This window comes from Spirosoma jeollabukense, from assembly GCF_054777855.1.
Window position 1 is genome coordinate 1827584 of the sequence record NZ_BAAHAD010000001.1, and the last position, 19396, is coordinate 1846979.

General features: G+C 50.3%; 16 protein-coding genes. 6 read left to right on the plus strand and 10 right to left on the minus strand.

The window, feature by feature from the left end:
• Positions 1 to 90 precede the first annotated feature (90 nt).
• Positions 91 to 387, minus strand: a complete 297-nt coding sequence (locus tag ACYVEA_RS07440; protein WP_461112734.1) for an SCP2 sterol-binding domain-containing protein — start codon at positions 385 to 387, stop codon at positions 91 to 93.
• A gap of 121 nt (positions 388 to 508) precedes the next feature.
• On the opposite strand from ACYVEA_RS07440, the gene ACYVEA_RS07445 reads away from it, so the two are divergent.
• Complete coding sequence (locus tag ACYVEA_RS07445) at positions 509 to 967, plus strand: hypothetical protein (protein ID WP_461112735.1); 459 nt, start codon at positions 509 to 511, stop codon at positions 965 to 967.
• Between the two features lie 4 nt (positions 968 to 971).
• Here ACYVEA_RS07445 and ACYVEA_RS07450 read toward each other — a convergent pair whose 3' ends face one another.
• Positions 972 to 2462: a TolB family protein gene (locus ACYVEA_RS07450; RefSeq protein WP_461112736.1), complete on the minus strand. Its 1491-nt coding sequence runs from the start codon at positions 2460 to 2462 to the stop codon at positions 972 to 974.
• Between the two features lie 205 nt (positions 2463 to 2667).
• On the opposite strand from ACYVEA_RS07450, the gene ACYVEA_RS07455 reads away from it, so the two are divergent.
• From ACYVEA_RS07455 to ACYVEA_RS07470, 4 genes are all read left to right on the plus strand, one after another.
• Complete coding sequence (locus ACYVEA_RS07455; RefSeq protein ID WP_461112737.1) at positions 2668 to 3075, plus strand: alpha-L-fucosidase; 408 nt, start codon at positions 2668 to 2670, stop codon at positions 3073 to 3075.
• Positions 3059 to 4093 (plus strand): alpha-L-fucosidase, encoded by a 1035-nt coding sequence (locus ACYVEA_RS07460; protein ID WP_461112738.1) that lies wholly within the window; start codon positions 3059 to 3061, stop codon positions 4091 to 4093. The genes ACYVEA_RS07455 and ACYVEA_RS07460 overlap by 17 nt, the downstream gene beginning before the upstream one ends.
• 141 nt (positions 4094 to 4234) lie before the next feature.
• Complete coding sequence (locus tag ACYVEA_RS07465; protein ID WP_461112739.1) at positions 4235 to 4690, plus strand: DUF2147 domain-containing protein; 456 nt, start codon at positions 4235 to 4237, stop codon at positions 4688 to 4690.
• Between the two features lie 90 nt (positions 4691 to 4780).
• A complete protein-coding gene (locus ACYVEA_RS07470) occupies positions 4781 to 5293 on the plus strand; it encodes a hypothetical protein (protein WP_461112740.1) in 513 nt (170 codons plus the stop codon).
• A 62-nt stretch (positions 5294 to 5355) separates the two neighbouring features.
• On the opposite strand, the gene ACYVEA_RS07475 is transcribed toward ACYVEA_RS07470, so the two are convergent.
• The 8 genes from ACYVEA_RS07475 to ACYVEA_RS07510 all read right to left on the minus strand — a co-directional run bounded on the left by ACYVEA_RS07475 (position 5356) and on the right by ACYVEA_RS07510 (position 16615).
• Positions 5356 to 6600 (minus strand): alkaline phosphatase family protein, encoded by a 1245-nt coding sequence (locus ACYVEA_RS07475; RefSeq protein WP_461112741.1) that lies wholly within the window; start codon positions 6598 to 6600, stop codon positions 5356 to 5358.
• Positions 6601 to 6764: 164 nt separating this feature from the next.
• Entirely contained in the window at positions 6765 to 7568 is an 804-nt protein-coding gene (locus ACYVEA_RS07480; protein ID WP_461112742.1) for an SDR family NAD(P)-dependent oxidoreductase, read from the minus strand.
• Complete coding sequence (locus ACYVEA_RS07485; RefSeq protein WP_461112743.1) at positions 7568 to 9679, minus strand: alpha-glucuronidase family glycosyl hydrolase; 2112 nt, start codon at positions 9677 to 9679, stop codon at positions 7568 to 7570. The genes ACYVEA_RS07480 and ACYVEA_RS07485 overlap by 1 nt, the downstream gene beginning before the upstream one ends.
• 49 nt (positions 9680 to 9728) lie before the next feature.
• Positions 9729 to 10928: a mannonate dehydratase gene (gene uxuA, locus ACYVEA_RS07490; protein WP_461112744.1), complete on the minus strand. Its 1200-nt coding sequence runs from the start codon at positions 10926 to 10928 to the stop codon at positions 9729 to 9731.
• Between the two features lie 51 nt (positions 10929 to 10979).
• Positions 10980 to 12398, minus strand: a complete 1419-nt coding sequence (locus ACYVEA_RS07495; protein ID WP_461112745.1) for an alpha/beta hydrolase family protein — start codon at positions 12396 to 12398, stop codon at positions 10980 to 10982.
• A 156-nt stretch (positions 12399 to 12554) separates the two neighbouring features.
• Positions 12555 to 13859, minus strand: coding sequence for an MFS transporter (locus tag ACYVEA_RS07500; protein WP_461112969.1), 1305 nt, complete (start codon positions 13857 to 13859; stop codon positions 12555 to 12557).
• A gap of 365 nt (positions 13860 to 14224) precedes the next feature.
• Positions 14225 to 15502, minus strand: coding sequence for a mandelate racemase/muconate lactonizing enzyme family protein (locus ACYVEA_RS07505; protein ID WP_461112746.1), 1278 nt, complete (start codon positions 15500 to 15502; stop codon positions 14225 to 14227).
• A 168-nt stretch (positions 15503 to 15670) separates the two neighbouring features.
• Positions 15671 to 16615 carry an RraA family protein gene (locus ACYVEA_RS07510; RefSeq protein WP_461112747.1) on the minus strand — a complete coding sequence of 315 codons (945 nt, stop codon included), beginning with the start codon at positions 16613 to 16615 and terminating at the stop codon, positions 15671 to 15673.
• A gap of 271 nt (positions 16616 to 16886) precedes the next feature.
• Between ACYVEA_RS07510 and ACYVEA_RS07515 the strand changes: the two genes are divergently transcribed.
• Positions 16887 to 19394: a glutaminase family protein gene (locus ACYVEA_RS07515; RefSeq protein WP_461112748.1), complete on the plus strand. Its 2508-nt coding sequence runs from the start codon at positions 16887 to 16889 to the stop codon at positions 19392 to 19394.
• Positions 19395 to 19396: the final 2 nt, after the last annotated feature.

The following is a 19396-nucleotide window of genomic DNA, read 5'->3' on the forward strand; positions in this document are numbered from 1 at the left end:
GTTCAGGAGGCTAGGCAATATAAAAAAATCTCCCCTCAGGTAGTAGCTGAAAGGAGATTAGTGTATTCGTTACGGATTGGGCGTGCTGCGTTAGCCCATCACCTGCCCCATTTTCATGGCAATGCCCATATCGCCCTTAATTTTGAGCTTTCCTGTCATAACGGCCATCATCGGATTCAGGTCTCCCGTACCCATTTTGACCAGATTATCTATACTCACGTGAAGTGCGCAATCGGCCTCTTTATCTTCATTGGATACCAGCGCAGGCGATTGAGTGGCGTCGATAAATATGGCTCCTTTATCCGTCACCAGTTTAACCGTGGCGTTAATGTTGTCGGCATGCGTAACTTTGGCGCGAATCTGGTCAGTCAGTTCTTGAAGGGTCATCTTACTTGGTTTTAGTTGGTAAAAAGCAAACTCTGCCGCTAAAATAAAGTTTTTTAAAGGAGTAGTGCGGGTGGAAACCTGCTTCAGACTTATAAAAATGCGGGGCTCCCTCGCACTACACATGCGTTCTCAATTTTTAACCGTTCTCTGTATCCTCACATTTGTCAGTTGTGCAATAGGTATTTCGGATGCCGTCGTCTCGCTTACACAAACGGATGCCGTCTCGGAGACGTTATACGTCGAACCAAAGCCATCGGCGGAAAAGAACCAGGAAGACAAACTACAAAAAAAGTATTTTGAAGATCGCTCGTCCGGCGACGCTCCCCTGCCAAACGACCCTGCCGAAGTGCGAAACTTAGCCTTCGCGCAGCTTGCCTACACCTTGTTGACGCTAGTCGGGGCTATACTGATGTTCCGATTGCGAAAGATCGGCTTCTGGATTTATGTGGCTGGCATTGCGGTTGGATTAGTGCTACCCGTTGCGCTGGTAGGTTTTATTGCTCTCAATACGTCCTTCGGCGTGTTTTTCAGTATGTTGTTTGCGGGTCTGTACTGGGTGTCAATAAAGGAAATGCATTAACCACTCATTTAGAGCTTGTATCAACCGGGCTCAACACGCTGACATCGGTATTACTCACGAAGGCAATCCGTTTACTATCGGGCGACCAGGATGGCGTATTGATGGTGCCCTGACCGCCGTAAATGTAGGCGATCACTTTTGGCTTCCCGCCCGAAACAGGCATCAGGCGCAGGTACACATGCTTATAGGCCGGATGGTCGCCAGCCGCTACTTCGTCTTTCAGGAACGATAGAAATACAAGCCATTTTCCATTGGGCGAAATATGGGCAAACCAGTCGTGAAACTCCCCATCGGTAACGGCTTCCTGCTGACTCCCATCGGGTTTCATTCGCCAGATTTGCATAGTCCCGGTTCGGTTGGAGTTAAAATAGATGTACTTACCATCAGGCGTATATTCCGGGCCATCGTCCAAGCCTTTGGCATCGGTCAGGCGCACTTCATCACCCCCTTTGGCGGGTACTTTATAGACATCGTACTCATTGTTACGTGCCCCACAAAATACCAGGTCCCTGCCATCCGGCGACCAGCCGTGCAGATACGACGGTCCTTTAGGCGTAATCTGTTTGGGCACGCCCCCGGTTACTGGAACGGTGTAAATGATTGACCCACCCAAGTCACTGACACCACTGCTCAGGCCCAGCATTTTTCCATCGAAGGCCAGTACGTGGTCGTTGTTATTGTTTTTAATGGTGCCCGTATTAAGTACTTTCGACTGGCGAGTGGCTATATCGAACGCATAAATTAAGCCTTTGCCGTTGTAGATGAGCGTTTTCCCATCTTTTGTCCAGTTGGGTGCCTGAATGGAATACGGTTCAGTATGAATAACACTTCGCTTGCCTGTGGCTACGTCCAGGAGTTCCAGGCGACTCGCCAGATTCATCTGACCCGGCTTTTCATCCGAACTAACGGGCACACTAATCCGTACATCCTGACACACCGCTTTTTCGACCACATCTTTATTATGCGCACTGATGAATAGACCGACGTAGAGCTCATCCCCTATCGTAACATCAGCGATTTCGCGGGTCTGAAATGGCTCACCAAATTTAGCAGCCCGCATGGTGAACGTAGTACCTCGCCGTTCTAACTGAATAATGTCGGCCTGCGTAATTGTCGCCCGATTTTCTTCCGTAACTGCTCCGGCAGTCCGGCGAAATTGTAACGAAGTAAGCCCGTCGCCATGCACAGCAGCGCTTACGTGTGCGGCATTACCGTCTAAACTACTACGGGCCATCCAGCCAATTTTTCGGTGCGGATCGGTGCCTTTTCCTATGAAATCAGCCCGTGCGTAAACAATAAAATCACCTTTGATTCGCTTCCAGACGAAATGAAATTCATCCTGATTCGCCCAGATGTTAGTCCCGGACCCGCTGAGTTCGTACTGCTGGGAGGCCGTCTTATAGGTGCCTGAGCCAGGGTGCAACACAGTACCAACGTCGGATTGCCCCTCAAAAACACCAATTGAATGTTGCTGTGCGAACGTAACGTGACTCATGACGATAAGAAGGCACAGAATCAGTGAAAAACTTACCTTATTCCTGTTTTTACAGACGGGCATATAAATGAGAGTTAGGCAACAGATTGCTTTCTGCAAAAGAGCCGATGCAACAAAGTTTACTTTTACGCTAGGCTTCTGTTTATTTTCCGCAAACGGCACTACTGTTTGTGGCTATGTTTGTATTCGCTCCAACTTTTATGCTATGCGCCTGATAATTTCCCAAAGACCAATAAAATGTCTTCTCAACCTGCTCTTTTTACTGTCGTTCGCCCCGTCAATACTACATGCGCAGTTGAAGGCTACCCAGCCTAGCCAGCTAGCCCAGCTTCAGCAGGATTTTGTTGATCTACGGTTTGGCATGTTTATTCATTTTAACATCCCCACGTTTATGGAAGACGATTGGGCCGACCCCAATGCCTCGCCTACACTTTTCAACCCGACAAAACTCAACTGCGATCAATGGGCTAAAGCAGCTCGATCAGCAAATATGTCGTATGGTGCCCTGACCACGAAACACCACAGTGGATTCTGCATCTGGAACACCAGGACTACTGACTACAACGTCATGAATAGTCCCCTAAAAGCGGGACGTAGTGAAAGAATACGTTGATGCTTTCCGAGCGAATGGCCTGAACGTTATGCTTTATTATTCGATTCTGGATACGCACCATAAATTACGTCCGGGCTTTATTAGCAAGCAGCACATTGCTATGGTAAAGACGCAGCTTACTGAATTACTGACCAATTACGGCCCTATTTCGGCGCTCATTATTGACGGATGGGATGCACCCTGGTCGCGAATTTCCTACGATGACATTCCCTTTGAGGAAATCTATTTACACATAAAATCCATTCAGCCGAATTGCCTGGTTATGGACCTGAACGCGGCCAAATATCCAGCCGAAGCACTGTTCTATACAGACATTAAATCTTATGAGCAGGGAGCGGGACAGCATATTTCAAAAGAAACCAATCAGTTACCCGCACTGTCGTGCCTACCTATTAACAAAGCATGGTTCTGGAAGTCAGGTTTTCCTACCGAGCCTGTCAAAGAGCCCGCTACGTTGGTAAACGAAAATTTGATTCCCTTCAATAAAGCGTATTGCAATTTCATCCTTAACGTAGCCCCCAACCGGGACGGTTTGTTAGACGAAAATGCAGTAACAGCGCTGGCTAAAATAGGCGATTTGTGGAAAGAGAAAAGTCCACCCACGAAACTTCCCATTGTCGACGCACCCATCATATCGTCAAATCTGGCTAAGCATCAGCCAAGTAATTCAAGTTGGAGCGATGATATGTGGATCATGGATTTTGGCAATGACGATAATTTTAAAACGGCCTGGACGTCCAATAAATCGGTTAAAAAGCCTTGGTATGAAGTAGACTTTGCTACTGACAAGGCACTCAATATGATAACGATAGTAGAGAAGCAACCCAGCATTACTACTTATCAGCTGGAGTACTTTTCTAACGGGCAGTGGAAACCAATTTCGACGGGCAATTCACCTGGCAGGGCGAAGATCCATCGTTTTAACACGGTTAAAGGAAGCAAAGTCAGACTGCTGATCGACGAATTTTCAACCCCGCCCGCTATTGCTGAATTTGGCATTTATAACGAACGGCGATAGCCAATTGCTGACTAATGAATAAAACCTGCTAAGTCTACTTTATCTGGCTGGTTAATACGATTTTTTAGCGCTCATTCGACCAATACGCTTACTAAAACGTTATATACCAAAACCAATGCATTAACTGTTGTATAGCCCGCTATGAACCTGTCCCGCCTTATCGTTCTTCTCTGCTTAGTTTGTGTCACCTTCAGTTCAATGGCCGCTACTACAGATGATCCCGATGCTATAGTGGGTAAGTGGCTCAGTTCCAAAAAACGCAATCAGGTGCTGATCTATAAGCAGGGAACTAAGTACTTCGGTAAACTGGTCTGGATGCTGGAGCCAAACGACCCCGCCACCAACAAGCCCAAACTTGATAAAGAAAACCCCGATGAAAAGCTGCGTTCCCGGCCGCTTATGCACACTGTATTAGTGACTAATTTAACCTACAAGGGCAACAATACATGGGGGGATGGCGAGATTTACAACCCCGAAGACGGCAAGACCTACAACTGCGAAGTGTCGCTCCGAGATGCCAACTCGATTGATTTGCGCGGCTACGTAATGGGCATCAGCTTTTTGGGCAAATCCAAAATCTGGACACGGGTGCCATAAAGAAAGTGATAACATTCCTTAACTTGGCTTATTTGGAATTTGCACCAACTAAGTATCCAATTATTGAATTTTAATCACTACATTCGCTCTATGACACCAGACCGCAGACTTGACCAACTTAAGCCACTAATGGCCGATTCGCTTCAAAAAATTGATCGCCTGATTGAGGGGCAGGGAAAGCTTGTTGAGCTAGCTACGAATACGGACCAAAAAGTCGATGCAGTAGATCGAAAAGCCGCTGCTATAGATCGAAAGGTCGACGCAGTAGATCAGAAAGCCGACTCAATCAATCGAAGCGTTGATGCAGTTGATCAGAAAGCTGACTCAATTAATCAAAAAGTTGGCGCCGTAGACCGAAAAGCGGACGCCATCGATCAAAAGGTTGGCGCAGTAGACCGAAAAGCCGATACCATCGATCAAAAGGTTGGTGCAGTAGATCGAAAAGCCGATACAATAAATGAAAAAGTTAACACAGTAGATCGGAAAGTTGACACGGTAACTAAAGGCGTGGCTGAGTTGACCGTTTCAACCCAACGACAATATAAGGAACTGAAAGCTGGGCAGGAAGCTATCCTGCAATACCTACGGGAAAAACTTCCTTAAACTATCGCCCTGACCGGTCCGGTACTTGCGCTCCAATTCAAACTGGAGCTTTTTTGTTGACTTTACTTTTCGACAATCCAGCGCGTCAGGTGATTGTAGCGGCCCTCCAGCACAATCTTGAAGAACCCAGGAGGCAGCTTTGATACGTCGAGTGTAATGGTTTCTGATTTGGCAGGCACCTCTGCCAGCAGGAGATAATCGTCGCGCTTGCCTTCTTCGAAATGATTAGTTGTTGAGACCCAGATTTTCACATTTCCCTCTGGCTCGACGGCTTTCCAGTTGAGCGTTAGTTGCTTGCCTTCTTTTTTGACTACCGGCTCGGTAATAGACAGTTTTCCTGTTAGCGGAACGCCATCAAGCTCAAAAGCCTGTTCTTTTGGTAGGGTCAATTGCAGGTGGCGGGCCATTGTCGGCATAATATCCACAATGCCGGGGGTATTTTTCCTAAACTGGCTGTTCAGGTCTTTTGCGTTGGTCACAATCCAGGTGCTACGTTCCCGATCCGATTGCCCACCGTGATTTTTACCCGTATCGGCGCTTCGGCCGTGATCGGTGGTGATGAACAGTTGCCAATCTTCGCCGAAGGTTTTCTGCCGGTACTGAATGGATTTCCATAAGCGGCCCATCTGCTCGTCCATGATCTTAACAGCTTTGTAGAACGGTTCACTGTCGCCGTATTTATGCCCCATGTCGTCGGTATATTCAAGGTACACCCATGACAAATCGGGGCTTTCATCCTGAATGTAGCGGGCGGCCTCATCGACCACTTTCTCATCAATCTTATGGATATATTCAGATACGTTGTCGTGCGGAAAAAGCAACGTATCACGCTCCAGCCCATCAAATGAATAATCTATTCGAAGATGGCCCGTCTGCGGCAAATCTTCACCGATGAGTTTAGTCCGGTTGTCGAGCCAGGTCGAAAACACGGCGCTCTTCTTCGCCGGATACTGACTTTCAAAAAATCGGAATATGGTCCAGTACGCGTAGTTGGGCGCTTTGATGCTATTGTCCCACACGTTGTGTTTGTTCACCCAGGTTCCGGTGAGCAGGCTGTTATAGCCAACGGCCGAGATGGTAGGGGTTTGGGAATACGTATTTTTTTGCCCACCCACATACGCCTGTGCGTAACCTCCTTCTTTAGCAATCGCGTCTAAATTTGGCGTTGGCTGTTTTTCAATGACATCGGCCGGAATGCCATCGACAATTACGAATACCACTTTTTTAGGTTTCGTCTGCGCCCAGCTTAGTTGAGCTAAAAGCAGGCAACAAGTAGTAATCAACCGCACTGTAGCATTCAATTTCATAACCATAAGCCAGCGTATTACCGAATAGCGCTCAAAATAAGCGCAGTCTGACGTATGGATAAAGCGTCAAGTCAAAATTTCACACCTTCATAATACGTCTTACGAAAAAAAGCTTCCCGAAAGCCTAAAGCTTTCGGGAAGCTGAAAACTAAACTCAAAACTGGCTAGAACCCGATCGAGTTGCCACCATCAACCGGTAACGATGCGCCGGTGATGTATTTAGCGGCTTCGGAGGCCAGGAAAACAGCAGCCCAGCCGATGTCGTCGGGTTTCCCGAACTTTCCCATCGGCGTCCGACGCATGGCGCGGGCAAAGCGGTCGGGGTCGCCACCCATAGCGGTTTTGCTCATCGCCGTTTCGATGAAGCCCGGTGCAATAGCATTGACGCGAACACCGTTACCCGAAAACTCCGACGCCAGTACTTTCACCATCCCCTCAACGCCCGATTTGGACGCAGCATAGGCTGCCACCCGATCAATGCCGTAGTAGGCCGCCATCGACGAAATCATAATGATAGAGCCACGTTTACGATCCATCATGCGTTGGGCACAAACGCGCGTCAAGCTGAAAACGGAGTTCAGATTGGTATACACAATCCGGTCAAAATCGGCATCAGTAACTTCCAGGGCCGGTTTTTTCATGTTGATTCCAGCGTTATTGACCAGAATATCAATCGGCCCGTAAGTCGCTTCAATACCTTCCACCAGAGCGTCTAACGATTCGCGCTCCGTTACGTCGTTCACTACGTAGTGCGCTCGTTCGCCAAGAGATTCAATAGCTTCTTTGAGCGGTTGCTCCCGCCGACCCGTTATCACTACGTTGCCCCCAGCCTCCACCATGCACTTTGCAATATCAAAGCCGATGCCACTCCCTCCACCAGTAATCAGGGCGAGCTTGCCTTCGAGCGAGAAAACATTTTGATTGGGCGACGATTGAGCGTCGGTCTGTGCAGTTTGTGTTTGTTCCACTAGCGTAATTTATAAATTTCGGATAAGCGTTTAACATCTTCCAGCGTGCGCTCAGGCTTTTTGAACGGAGCCGGAATAGGCTTTCGGGAATAGGTCTGGAGATATAAAACCCAGGAATCCCGCCACCAGATAGCCTCCGTATGCTGCGTTGCCAACCGGCCCGTTACGTCGGCAAAGATCTCGGGATCAATGGCGGGTTTAACCTGAGCCCATTGCTGCTGCATCCAGCCGACAGAATCGGCACCGGTGTAGAAACGGGTGCAAAGTTCGTCCCAGAGGGTCCGCCCCGTGCCTAGCTTCTTTGTCCACGGAACGTGGTGAAACCAAAGCAGATAGGGCAGCGGACAGGTTTCGGGATTATTCCATTTCTGTTGTACTTCCGGGCTGTACTGGGCCAATGCATTGCTACCGGTCGTCGTCCGGTCGAAGCCCAGTCCGATGGAATCGGCGCGGTGGTAATAAATGGCCGTCCAGTCAGGGCGGACGCTTTTTTCCTGCCAGGGTTCAGGTGCGAAGTGAAGCCCCGACCAGGGTCGCGACAAGCCCAGTGGCGTATTATAATCGACATAAATTTCCCGCGACTTAAGCATCAAATTAGTAATCGTTCTGACGGCTTTCGGGTCGCTCGTGAGCGTCATCTTAACCCATTCATTGGCAATACCTTCCGATGTCAGCGTATGATCCCAGGCCAGCCTCCCGAATGCGTACCAGTTCGCCTGGGCCATCGGATTTCCGGTCCAGTTGCGGTCGGCACCGGTGTTGGCGACGCCCGCAATAGCCGTCATGGCGTATCCGTGTAATGTTCCATCAATGACATTGGCTACGGTAGATCCACCGGCTTTACCTTTCGCATACGTATCGGTGTCCAGACATTCCTTGAAAATCGGTGCTTCATACACCCAGTGCGTGGCAAAGCCAGTGTATTCCTGCGTAATCTGAAACTCCATCGATAACGGTGTTTTGGGCATCGCGCCGAACAGAGGAGAAAACGGCTCACGTGGCTGAAAATCAATGGGCCCGTTCTTTACCTGAACGATTACTTTCTTATCGAACTTACCGTCCAACGGCGTAAACTCTTCATAGGCTGCTTTGAAGCGATCAGCTTTCGGATCAGCTTTATAGACGAAGGCTCGCCACATGACAATGCCGTCGTATGGCTTCAACGCTTCGGCCAGCATGTTGGCTCCGTCGGCATGGGTCCGGTCATAATCCTGAGGACCAGGTTCTCCTTCGGAGTTGGCTTTGACCAGATACCCGCCAAAATCGGGGATGGCCTTATAAATTTCTCTGGTTTTGTCGACCCACCATTTTTTGACTTCGGGATCAAGCGGATCGGCGGTTTTCAGACCTCCAATTGTTTTGGGGGCCGGGAAGTACACGGACAAATAAATTCGAATCCCATAGGCCCGAAATACATTCGCCAGAGCGGCTACTTTCTGAATGTATTCGTCGGTCAGGAAACGGGGGCTGGCATTGACGTTATTGACGACGGTTCCGTTAATGCCCAGCGACGCATTGGCGCGGGCATAGTCAACGTAGCGCGGGTCAACGGTTGCGGGGAGTTCGTACCATTTCCAGAGCGTTCCGCCCGCGTAACCCCGCTCGATCGTACCGTTTGTGTTATCCCAGTGATTTAGCAATCGATACTGAATTTTGGGGCTACTAGTCAACGCGAGATTGTCAATCGACTGACCCGTTTGCAGTTGCCGGAGCAACGCAAAAACCCCATAAAGCACGCCCGCGTCTGACTTACTGACAATCGCAATGTTATTTTGTTTTTTAAAGACCCGATACCCTTCCCGGTTCAGTGCCTCTACAGCAGCATCCGGACCCTTGCTCTCCGTCAATACAATTCCGCCCGTTCGGTTTTCTGCTTTGGCAACGATCGGAACCGACTTCCCCAGTAAGCCCTGCAAGCCGGTTTGTAGTTCATTGGCGGCTGATTTGAGAACCGGACTCGTACTGTTCACAACAATAAACTGCGCCGAACGAGTATACCCATCCCGTTTTGCTACGTCCTTAATCAGGTCATATTTCAGCCACAATCGATATCCGTCATCACCAAAGGCAACTTTGCTAATGAGTAAAAGGCACCACAGTATTCGTTTCATTCGTTCAAATTTTCTGGCGCGGGTGTAAACCCGTACCAAAATACAACACCTACAAACTTCGCTCGATTCCGTATTCTAACCCGCGCAATTCGGCCAGTCCCCGCAGCCGACCGATGGCTGAATAGCCTGGGTACGTCCTCTTGTGCAAATCGTCGAGCATCTGGTGACCATGGTCGGGGCGCATGGGAATGGATGTTTCACCAAGACCGACCTGCGCACGCCGTTTCTGTTCGAGCACAATGGCTTTTATAACGGCGTACATGTCGACATCACCCGCCAGGTGATCCGCTTCGTGGAAGTTACGTTGATCCGCTTCGCGCTTCGTTGTCCGTAGATGAATGAAATGAATACGTTCGCCAAAGCGCTGAATCATACCAGGTAAATCATTGTTGGGGCGAATACCCAATGAGCCGGTACAGAACGTAATGCCATTGGCCGTTACGTCGCTGGCAGCCATCAACTGCGCCAGATCCGCTTCGGTACTTACTACGCGGGGCAGTCCCAGTAACGGGCGTGGTGGGTCGTCAGGGTGAATACACAAATTAACCCCTACTTCCTGCGCAACTGGCGCAACTTGCTGAACAAAATAATACAGATTCTGGCGAAGTTCGGCATCGCCAATCGTGGCGTACTCGTTCAGTAAGCTCTGGAACGTATCGAGCGTGAAAGCTTCCTCCGAACCGGGAAGACCCAGCAGCACAATGTTCGACAATTCGGTAAGCTGCTCAGCCGTCATCTGGCCGAACTTCTGACGGGCTGATTCAATGATCTCCGGTTCGTAGTCCGACTCAGCGCCGGGCCGTTTCAGAATATACAAATCGAATACGGCGAAATCCTCCCAGACAAACCGAAGGGCTCGTGACCCATCGGGCATTTCATACTTGAGGTTCGTGCGCGACCAGTCCAGCACGGGCATGAAATTGTAGCAAACCGTTTTGATGCCACAGGCGGCCAGATTACGGATCGACTGCTTGTAATGCTCAATATACGTAGCGCGCGTTGGCCGACCTTTTTTAATGTCTTCGTGTACCGGCAAGCTCTCAACCACGCTCCAATGCAAGGGTGAATATGTATCGTTTTGCGCTTCTACCAGTCGTTTTCGTTCCTCGATTGCATCAGTTGACCACAGTTCGCCCACCGGAATCTGGTGCAAGGCCGTCACGACGCCCGCGCAACCTGCCTGCCGAATATCCATCAGCGAAACCGGATCATTCGGTCCGAACCACCGCATGGTTTGTAACATTCCCATTTGTTCTAAAAGTGTGTTTTTGTCCTGCATCAGCAGGACAAAAATGCTTAGTTAGTACTTCTTCAACTTAAACTGCCGTTGCGCAAATTCCAGAAAAGTCGGCCAGTCGAGTATATCTACGTGTCCACCTTCGTGATTTCGGAACGCAATATCACTATCAATTAACGCTATATCAGGGGCAGGCATTTCAGTCGTACTCAAGCCTTTTTTGCCTAATAACGAATAAACCGGGCTGGCCGCCACACAAGCAAGAAACTCCCCTTTAGGATCGGCCCAACTGTCTTTGGTACCACCCGTAATGAACAACGGCCGGGGCGCAATCAACGACATTAGCTCATGCGAATCAACGGGCATAGCAGTCCAATTGCCACCGTATTTCAGAAAGTTGCCGGCCATCCAGTGATATTCGCCCGAACCCGCTACATTGTCAATGGTTTCGCCAAAGTTGCGTTTTTCCAGCGAAGCTCCCAGCGAATCTGAGCAACTGGCAAATACGATAGCCCAACGAGGGTCCAGCGCACCTGCCAGCAAAGCAGTTTTGCCCCAACGTGAATGGCCTTCAATCCCAATCTGTTTGGCGTTGATACCACTATCTTTTTCGAAATGATCGAGTACCCGACTTAGTCCCCAACCCCAGGCCGACAACACGCCCCATTCATCGGGCTTCCGGTCTTTACCGCCGTTCATAAGGCCAATAATACCTTCGTGTAAACCGGCACCGCTGTCCATCTGGATAGCCCCGGTATTTACCAAAGCAACAGCCCAGCCCGCATCAATTAACTTTTCGATACTTGGCATAGGTTGCGGAAAGGAACCCCAGACAATAATCATCATTGGAATTTTCCCTGACGCCTTAACCGGTCGGTAGTACGTAACGGGAATACTTGGACTTACCGACGGATAGCGGGTGTTATCGATGCGACCCAGTATATTTTTACGAAGGGCTTTTCCGGCCAGTACGGTACTATCGGTTCCCGTTGGGGCAAAAGTTACAGTCGGCGTATTGTCAGGCGTTTTGCCAAATATCTCGGTCAGGTAATCGTTCAGAATTTCGGGGCGACGTTGTTTCCACCACGTAGTAGCCTCTTTTACCGGTTTACCGTTTTTCAGCACCAGCGGATCGGGTAGTTGATAGTCGTTCGCTTTGGCATCATCATAGTTCGTCCAGTTGCCCCACCCCGACCGAACATGGTTATTACCTGCCTCATCGAACCAGTTATTGGAGCCTTCTTTTTGTTTAAGATGCTGCGGTCGTTTAGGATCTTCGGCGGGTGGAGGGAGCGTCGGCAGTTTCAGGTTGAGTTTATCCATCATCACCTGCCAATCGGCCTGACTGGCTTCCCGCATTTTAGTCATGTAAGCCGTTCGTTCTTCCGGCGGCATTTTCTGAAAATCAGGCGCTTGTGCCCGAATGCTGCCCGTCGATAAGCAAAATCCTAAAATTACAGTACCCAGCTTTTTTGGTGACATGACGTTTCTGGTAGAAGTTACTTAAGGCCTTATATCTCTTTATAGTCCGTGGACGTTTTTGTCCTTCCGACCAAGGAGGAATCTTCGGGTGGGGTTATTTTTAATTATTACTGAAGGTTCCTCCTTGGTCGGAAGGACAAAAAAATCATGAGTTTCCTACTTGACGTTTACCCGGCGGAACACAAAAATGTATAACATGGTCCAGGCTACTAAATAGGCCAGGCCCGCGATGTAAAAAATGATGTAATATCCTTCTGACAATTGGTCCAGTGCTTTATAATGGTCCAGAATCCGGCCTACCAGCAGCGGAAAAACGGCCCCGCCAAGCGTCCCGGCCATCGTTCCTAAGCCCACAACACGGCTGAGTACCTGTTTGGGAAACTGATCGGCAGCTACGGTGAAAATATTGGCAGACCACGCCTGATGAGCGGCCACAGCCAACGACAAAATAGCAATAACCGGCCACATGCTACCCATCTGGCTAATGAACATGACGGGCGTAACGCAGATGGCAAACAGCGCCATGGCCCATTGACGTGCCCGCGTTGGATGCCAGCCCTGCTGAATCAGTTTAGAGGACAACCAACCACCCCCAACGCTACCAATCGTGGCTGCCAGGTAAATCACGATCAGCGGAGCGCCCAGTTTTTTCAAATCAAGGTGATAGATATTGGCTAAGTAGGACGGCAGCCAGAACAGGAAAAACCACCAGATAGGGTCGGTCAGTAGCTTACCGCTCATGAAGCCCCAGATGGCTTTGTTAGCAAAAATGGGATATTTGGCAACAGGAGCGCCGTCGATCATATTGGTTGAAGCGGCATCACCAGCCGTGGCCGCTTCAACCGATGGTTCTGCCGTGATATGAGCCAGTTCAGCCGCGTTGACGCTTTTGTGTCGACTCGGAATCTCGTAATAGAACCACCAGGCAATAATCCAGACAAAGCCCAAAGCGCCCGTTACGATGAAAGCCGTTTGCCAACCCGCCACGAGTGCCAGCCAGGGCACAACCGCCGGAGCCGCCACCGCCCCGATGTTAGCACCCGCGTTGAAAATACCAACGGCCAGCGCCCGCTCTTTTTTCGGAAACCATTCGGCAACGGTCTTGATGGAAGCGGGAAAATTGCCCGCTTCGCCAATGCCCAGAAACGCCCTTGCAATCATGAACCCGAACGTACTACCGGCCAGCGCATGGCCCATGGCAGCAAAACTCCAGACCAGAATCGCGCCAATGTAGCCGAGTTTAGTCCCAACCCGGTCGATAATATACCCGGCAAGGAGCGTACTGGCCCCGTAGAAAAAAGTGAAAACGGTTACGATGTTACCATAGTCGGACTCGGTCCAGCTAAACTCTTTCTCCAGGATGGGCTTCAACAGGCTGATAACCTGCCGGTCGAGGTAATTGATAGTTGTCGCAAAAAAGAGAAGAGCAACAATTACCCAGCGATAATTTGTCTGCTTCATCAGTGAGTTCGTAGCAGAACTCATGAATTCGGCAGGTGCGGGAGTGGATTTGGGCGTCAACGTAACGGAAGAAATTAGATTGAGTGATGAATTTGTCAGATAGACTCTTAAGACTTTTGCCTGGAGCCGTGCCACGGTTGCTTTTTACGCTCATGATAACCGTGGCACGGCTCCAGGCAAAAGTCTTAACTCTACTAAAACACAGGCACAGGGCGGACTTACTGTTCAAGGCATTACGATACTGAATTTACCGTTAGGCCAGCCAATATAACGTAGCATCGCGGCAAAACGCTACGTAGTGTCAGGATCAATGGGTTAGCCATGAACTGACCAGTGAAGCAACTGGTCAGTTCATCAGGCATTGCCTATACAAAGAACGGTACATCTTTGGGCGCGTATTTTTTCATACCTTCTTCGTTGATTTCGACACCGATACCCGGCTTTTCGGATAGGGGAATGAATCCTTTTTCGACCATAGGGCCATCGAACGTGACGATCTCTTTGAACATCGGCTCCTCGTGGAAATAAATCTGCCACTCCAGAATCAGGAAGTTCGGCACCGACGCGCAGACATGGCTCGACGCCATTGCCCCCAGGTAGGAGGCCACCATATGTGGGGCAAATGGTACGTAGTAGAGGTTCGCTAAATTGGCAATCCGTTGCGCTTCACCCAAGCCACCTGCTTTCTGTAAATCGGGCATGATGATGTCAACGGCCCCAATTTCGAGCAGTTTGCGGAAGCCGTGCGCCAGATAATGATTCTCCCCCGCGCAGATGGGCGTGTTGGAGGCTTCCCGAATTTGCCGGTACGCTTCGGGGTTTTCGGCGGGAATGGGCTCTTCGAGAAACAACAGATTCAGCGGCTCCATCATCTTGGCCACGCGTCGGCCAGTCGTTACGTCATACCGGCCGTGCATATCCACACAAATGTCGATTTTCGGACCAACTGCCTTGCGAACACCGGCGATCTGGTTGTACATCCGCTCCAGTTCCCCCTGGCTGGCGGTCCAGTTGTAAGCGTCGTATTTATTGGGGTCGTTCCGTTCGTCAATGTCATATTTCACAGCGGTAAACCCCATGTCAACGGCTCGTTTGGCACTTTTCCCGAAGGCCTCGGCACTGGTGTCAGTTTCCCGATAGGCCCCTGTATCGCAATAAACGCGGATTTTGTCCCGAAACTTTCCGCCTAACAGGCGGTATACAGGCATACCCAGTGCCTTTCCGGTCAGATCCCAAAGCGCCGTCTCAACCGCAGAAAGCACCGAAATATACATGCCGGCCTGCGCTCCCTCAAAGAAACCCGACTTTCGAACGTCTTCGAACAAACGATTGACATTGAGTGGGCTTTTGCCTTTGATCCGTTCCCCCATCAGTTTCACCAGGTGATACGTTCCAACGGACGCATCGACGGCTTCGCCACAGCCCCAGATGCCCTGATTGGTATGAATTTTCACAAACAGACTGTGTCCACCCCGCGTGTAGCCGCATTTTATATCCGTGATTTTCAGGTCGGACGGTGCCGATGAAAGTGGGGCATTATGAACGGCAGTTTCGAGGCCTTCCCCGAACGTTGAGAAAGTTGTTGCGGCCAACGCACTGGCGATGGCGCCCTTAGTTAAAAAGGAACGACGAGATGTTGTCATGTAATTTTGAAGATTCTAGGAGTTTAGTAAAATGTTGAGCGTAGTCTCAGACTACGCTCGGGCGTTACCCGGTCTCTGACCGGTATTGAATGAATCAGATTACTGGTCTCTGACCAGTGAACACTTGAGCGTAGTCTTAGACTACGCTCAACGTAGACAATAAATCAATCACCACGTCCGGGTTTTCAGGTATTCCTGGATTTGCTCTTTCGGCACGGGCAGTTCGCTGACGTGGGCGTTCAGCCATTGCGAGAAATCCTTCTCGATTTCGTCCGACCAGCGCGTATCAATCTGGCCCGGCGTATATTTCTGTTCGCGCAACCGCAGATGGCCGAACATGTCGCGCAGGCGGATAATCTCGGAGGTTTTCACAACCTTTTCGGCCAGGTGGGGCGGAATAAAACAGACACCCCCATCGCGGCCCAGGACAATGTCGCCGGGCATAACCATCACCTTGCCGATACGTGTCGGGCGGTTGATGCCTACCAACGTAGTATTCAGGTTGCCTTCCGGATTGTGGTGCGAGGGGTGATAGCTGCGAAAGTAGGACGTAAACCCACCGATTTCTTTCAGTCCCGCAACATCCCGAACCGCGCCTTCATAGACGATACCGTTGCCCGTTTTGGCGTAAATGGAATTGCCCAGATTGTCGCCAATCGTTGGTCCATCTTCATGCATTCCGAACTGGTCCACTACGTATACATCGCCCTTCACCAGCATGTCGATGGGCCAGGCGTTTTGCGATTTCACCCGGCCATCTTTGGTATGTCCTTTGTCATCCGTCACTCGGTGCACATCCGGGCGGCCGGGCATAAACGTAGCGGTCAGCGCCCGTCCGACCAGCACGCTATCCGGGTTGATCGTCTGCCAGTCGCCCGCAAACTGGTACCGGTAGTTTTCCCCTTTCAACACGGCCCAGGCTTCTTCCTGAGTGACCTTCTTCATGCGTTTCAGAATAGCGTCCGGCACTTTCGGACGCCCGTCGGGGAATCGTTCGCCTTTCCAGTCGGGGGTTAGAAAGATAAGTTCTTCCTTAGAAATTTGCTGTGCGAACGATACCGTCGCCGATCCTGCCAGCAACAACATAGCCACAACTACCATTACCTTTTTCATAGAAAATAGCAAGAGATTAAGGGATTTAGGTTTAGGCTAAAATAAGGAGCATACCAGATGCTTCTACCCTTCCTGATGGTCAGGAATCTTACCAATAATCAGGGATAATTTTCAAGTCAAATCCCTTCTTCTACCAAACCCTTCGCTACCGATGGGTGTAATCACCTGACATGAGAAATGTCGGCCTGGTCGCTTTTAATAAGTAAAGGTTATCCGTCATCTGGTTTATATTACGGATATTTTCCTCTGTATCTGCAAATCAACAGTTCCAATGCAAAAAATTACGGCTCTTTGCGTTTTGATCACCCTCTTTTTTTTTGGTCAACTTCCCGCTCAGGACTTACGCCCACCGGCTTACCCGCTTATCACCCATGATCCCTATTTTAGTGTCTGGAGCACGACCGACAAATTGACTGATTCGCCTACCCGCCACTGGACCGGCAAGCCGCAATCGCTGGAAGGGATGATTCGGGTCGATGGGAAAGTTTATCAATTTCTCGGCGCCGTACCGACTACCTACGAACCTATTTTAGCGACGGGCGAATCGCACCCCTACACGGCTCAATACACGATGAACAAACCCGGCCCCGGCTGGGAAAAACCGGATTACAATGCCGCTGGCTGGTCGTCAGGCCAGGGGCCATTTGGAGATACACCCGAGGCCAAAACGAAGTGGACCAACAGCGATAATGCCGGGATGAAAGAGGGGATTTACTTCCGGCGCGAGTTTTCATATGACGGAAAAGCCGATCCGGAGAAACTTCTGTTGTCCATTAATCACGATGACGACGTAGTGGTTTACCTCAACGGCAGCAAGATTCTGGACAAGCCCGATTATGTCAATGAGTACGTTAATTTGCCCTTGTCGGCTGCGGGGCAGAAAGCGCTACGTACCGGCAAGAATGTGCTGGCCGTGCATTGCGTAAGTCCACGGGGGGGCTCGTTTATCGACGTAGGCATCCTTAACCCCATTACCCCCCCGGCGCTGGAAACGGCAACCCAAACGGGCGTAACGGTAGCCGCAACGCAAACCAATTACACGTTTACAGCCGGACCAATCAAGCTGGCGGTGAATTTTCTGTCGCCCCTGTTGCTGGACGAACTGGAAGTAGCCGCCCGGCCCATTAGCTACGTTTCATTCGATGTTCATTCGGGTGATAGCAAACCGCATTCCGTACAGATATTCCTGAGCGAGTCGGGCACAATGGCGACAAACACGATCGGGCAGGAAGTGGTCATGAAGGCTGGTCAGGCAACCGGTTTAACGTATCAGACAGTGGGTACCCAGGCGCAGGAAATTCTGGCCAAAAAGGGCGATAACGTCCGCATCGACTGGGGGTATGCTTACCTGGCAGTGCCACAACAGGCGGGGAATAAAACCGCTTCGGGGATGGCCGATGGCTTGAAAAAGGCGTTTCTGTCGACGGGTCAATTACGGGCCGCCGGGGGTAACGTATCACCGCGGGCCGCCGTCGATATTGCCATTGCTACCGTGCTGGACTTCAGCAACGTAACAACAAAGACCGTTAGTAAACACGTGATGCTCGCCTACGACGACATCTATTCGGTCCAGTATTTCAAGCAGAACCTGCGTCCATGGTGGCGTCGGGATGAGAAAACTACGATGCCGGAACTGCTACAAACGGCCGAAAAAGATTATCCCCGACTGTTCCACAAGTGCACGGCTTTTGATGCACAACTCCGCGCTGACGCGCAGAAAGCTGGTGGCAAAGATTATGCTGACTTATGCGTTCTGGCGTATCGGCAAGCCATTGCGGCCCACAAGATTGTGGCTGGACCAAAAGGCGAAGTGTTATTTCTGTCGAAAGAAAATTTCTCCAACGGTTCCATCGGCACCGTGGATATTACGTATCCATCGGCACCGTTGTTTTTGCTGTACAATACAACCTTGCTGAAGGGAATGATGGAACCCATTTTTCAGTATTCGGAGAGCGGTCGCTGGAAAAAGCCGTTTGCCGCACACGATGTTGGTACGTATCCGCAAGCCAACGGCCAAACCTATGGCGAAGATATGCCGGTGGAAGAATCCGGTAATATGCTCATCCTGACCGGCGCCATTGCCGCAGCCGAAGGCAATGCCAACTACGCTAAGAAACACTGGAAAACCCTGACAACCTGGGTGGAATACCTCAAAAAAGACGGGTTTGATCCCGCTAATCAATTGTGCACCGACGACTTCGCCGGGCACATCGCCCGGAATGCGAATCTATCCATCAAGGCAATTATGGGCATTGCTGCTTATGGAAAAATGGCAGGCCAGCTTGGCGATAAAGCTACCGCCGACAGCTATCTGAAGGCCGCCCGCGACATGGCTACAAAATGGCAGGAGCTGGCTATTGACAAAGGCCACGATAAACCCCACTATGATCTGACATTCGAGAATGCGGGCGATACATGGAGCCAGAAATACAATCTGGTGTGGGATAAAATTTTGGCCCTGAACATCTTTCCGAAGGAGGTCGCCCAAACGGAAATTGCGTATTACCTCAAGAAACAGGAGCCGTATGGATTGCCCCTAGACAGCCGCAAAACCTACACCAAGTCGGACTGGATTATCTGGACTGCCACGCTGGCCAAATCAAACGGCGACTTCAGGGATTTCGTCAAGCCCGTCTGGCGCTACGTTAACGAAACTCCATCGCGGGTTCCTCTTTCCGACTGGCACGAAACCACCAACGCCAAACAGGTTGGCTTCCAGGCCCGGTCGGTCGTGGGTGGGTATTTCATGAAAATGCTCGAAGGCAAATTGAGCAAGTAGCT

What these genes read in the sequence shown, in the direction of transcription:
- ACYVEA_RS07475 (WP_461112741.1), bottom strand. Translation starts at nt 6,600, where the DNA reads ATGAAATTGAATGCTACAGTGCGGTTGATTACTACTTGTTGCCTGCTT.
- ACYVEA_RS07515 (WP_461112748.1), top strand. Translation starts at nt 16,887, where the DNA reads ATGCAAAAAATTACGGCTCTTTGCGTTTTGATCACCCTCTTTTTTTTT.
- ACYVEA_RS07495 (WP_461112745.1), bottom strand. Translation starts at nt 12,398, where the DNA reads ATGTCACCAAAAAAGCTGGGTACTGTAATTTTAGGATTTTGCTTATCG.
- ACYVEA_RS07485 (WP_461112743.1), bottom strand. Translation starts at nt 9,679, where the DNA reads ATGAAACGAATACTGTGGTGCCTTTTACTCATTAGCAAAGTTGCCTTT.
- ACYVEA_RS07510 (WP_461112747.1), bottom strand. Translation starts at nt 16,615, where the DNA reads ATGAAAAAGGTAATGGTAGTTGTGGCTATGTTGTTGCTGGCAGGATCG.
- ACYVEA_RS07465 (WP_461112739.1), top strand. Translation starts at nt 4,235, where the DNA reads ATGAACCTGTCCCGCCTTATCGTTCTTCTCTGCTTAGTTTGTGTCACC.
- ACYVEA_RS07470 (WP_461112740.1), top strand. Translation starts at nt 4,781, where the DNA reads ATGACACCAGACCGCAGACTTGACCAACTTAAGCCACTAATGGCCGAT.
- uxuA (WP_461112744.1), bottom strand. Translation starts at nt 10,928, where the DNA reads ATGGGAATGTTACAAACCATGCGGTGGTTCGGACCGAATGATCCGGTT.
- ACYVEA_RS07500 (WP_461112969.1), bottom strand. Translation starts at nt 13,859, where the DNA reads ATGAAGCAGACAAATTATCGCTGGGTAATTGTTGCTCTTCTCTTTTTT.
- ACYVEA_RS07445 (WP_461112735.1), top strand. Translation starts at nt 509, where the DNA reads ATGCGTTCTCAATTTTTAACCGTTCTCTGTATCCTCACATTTGTCAGT.
- ACYVEA_RS07505 (WP_461112746.1), bottom strand. Translation starts at nt 15,502, where the DNA reads ATGACAACATCTCGTCGTTCCTTTTTAACTAAGGGCGCCATCGCCAGT.
- ACYVEA_RS07450 (WP_461112736.1), bottom strand. Translation starts at nt 2,462, where the DNA reads ATGAGTCACGTTACGTTCGCACAGCAACATTCAATTGGTGTTTTTGAG.
- ACYVEA_RS07440 (WP_461112734.1), bottom strand. Translation starts at nt 387, where the DNA reads ATGACCCTTCAAGAACTGACTGACCAGATTCGCGCCAAAGTTACGCAT.
- ACYVEA_RS07455 (WP_461112737.1), top strand. Translation starts at nt 2,668, where the DNA reads ATGCGCCTGATAATTTCCCAAAGACCAATAAAATGTCTTCTCAACCTG.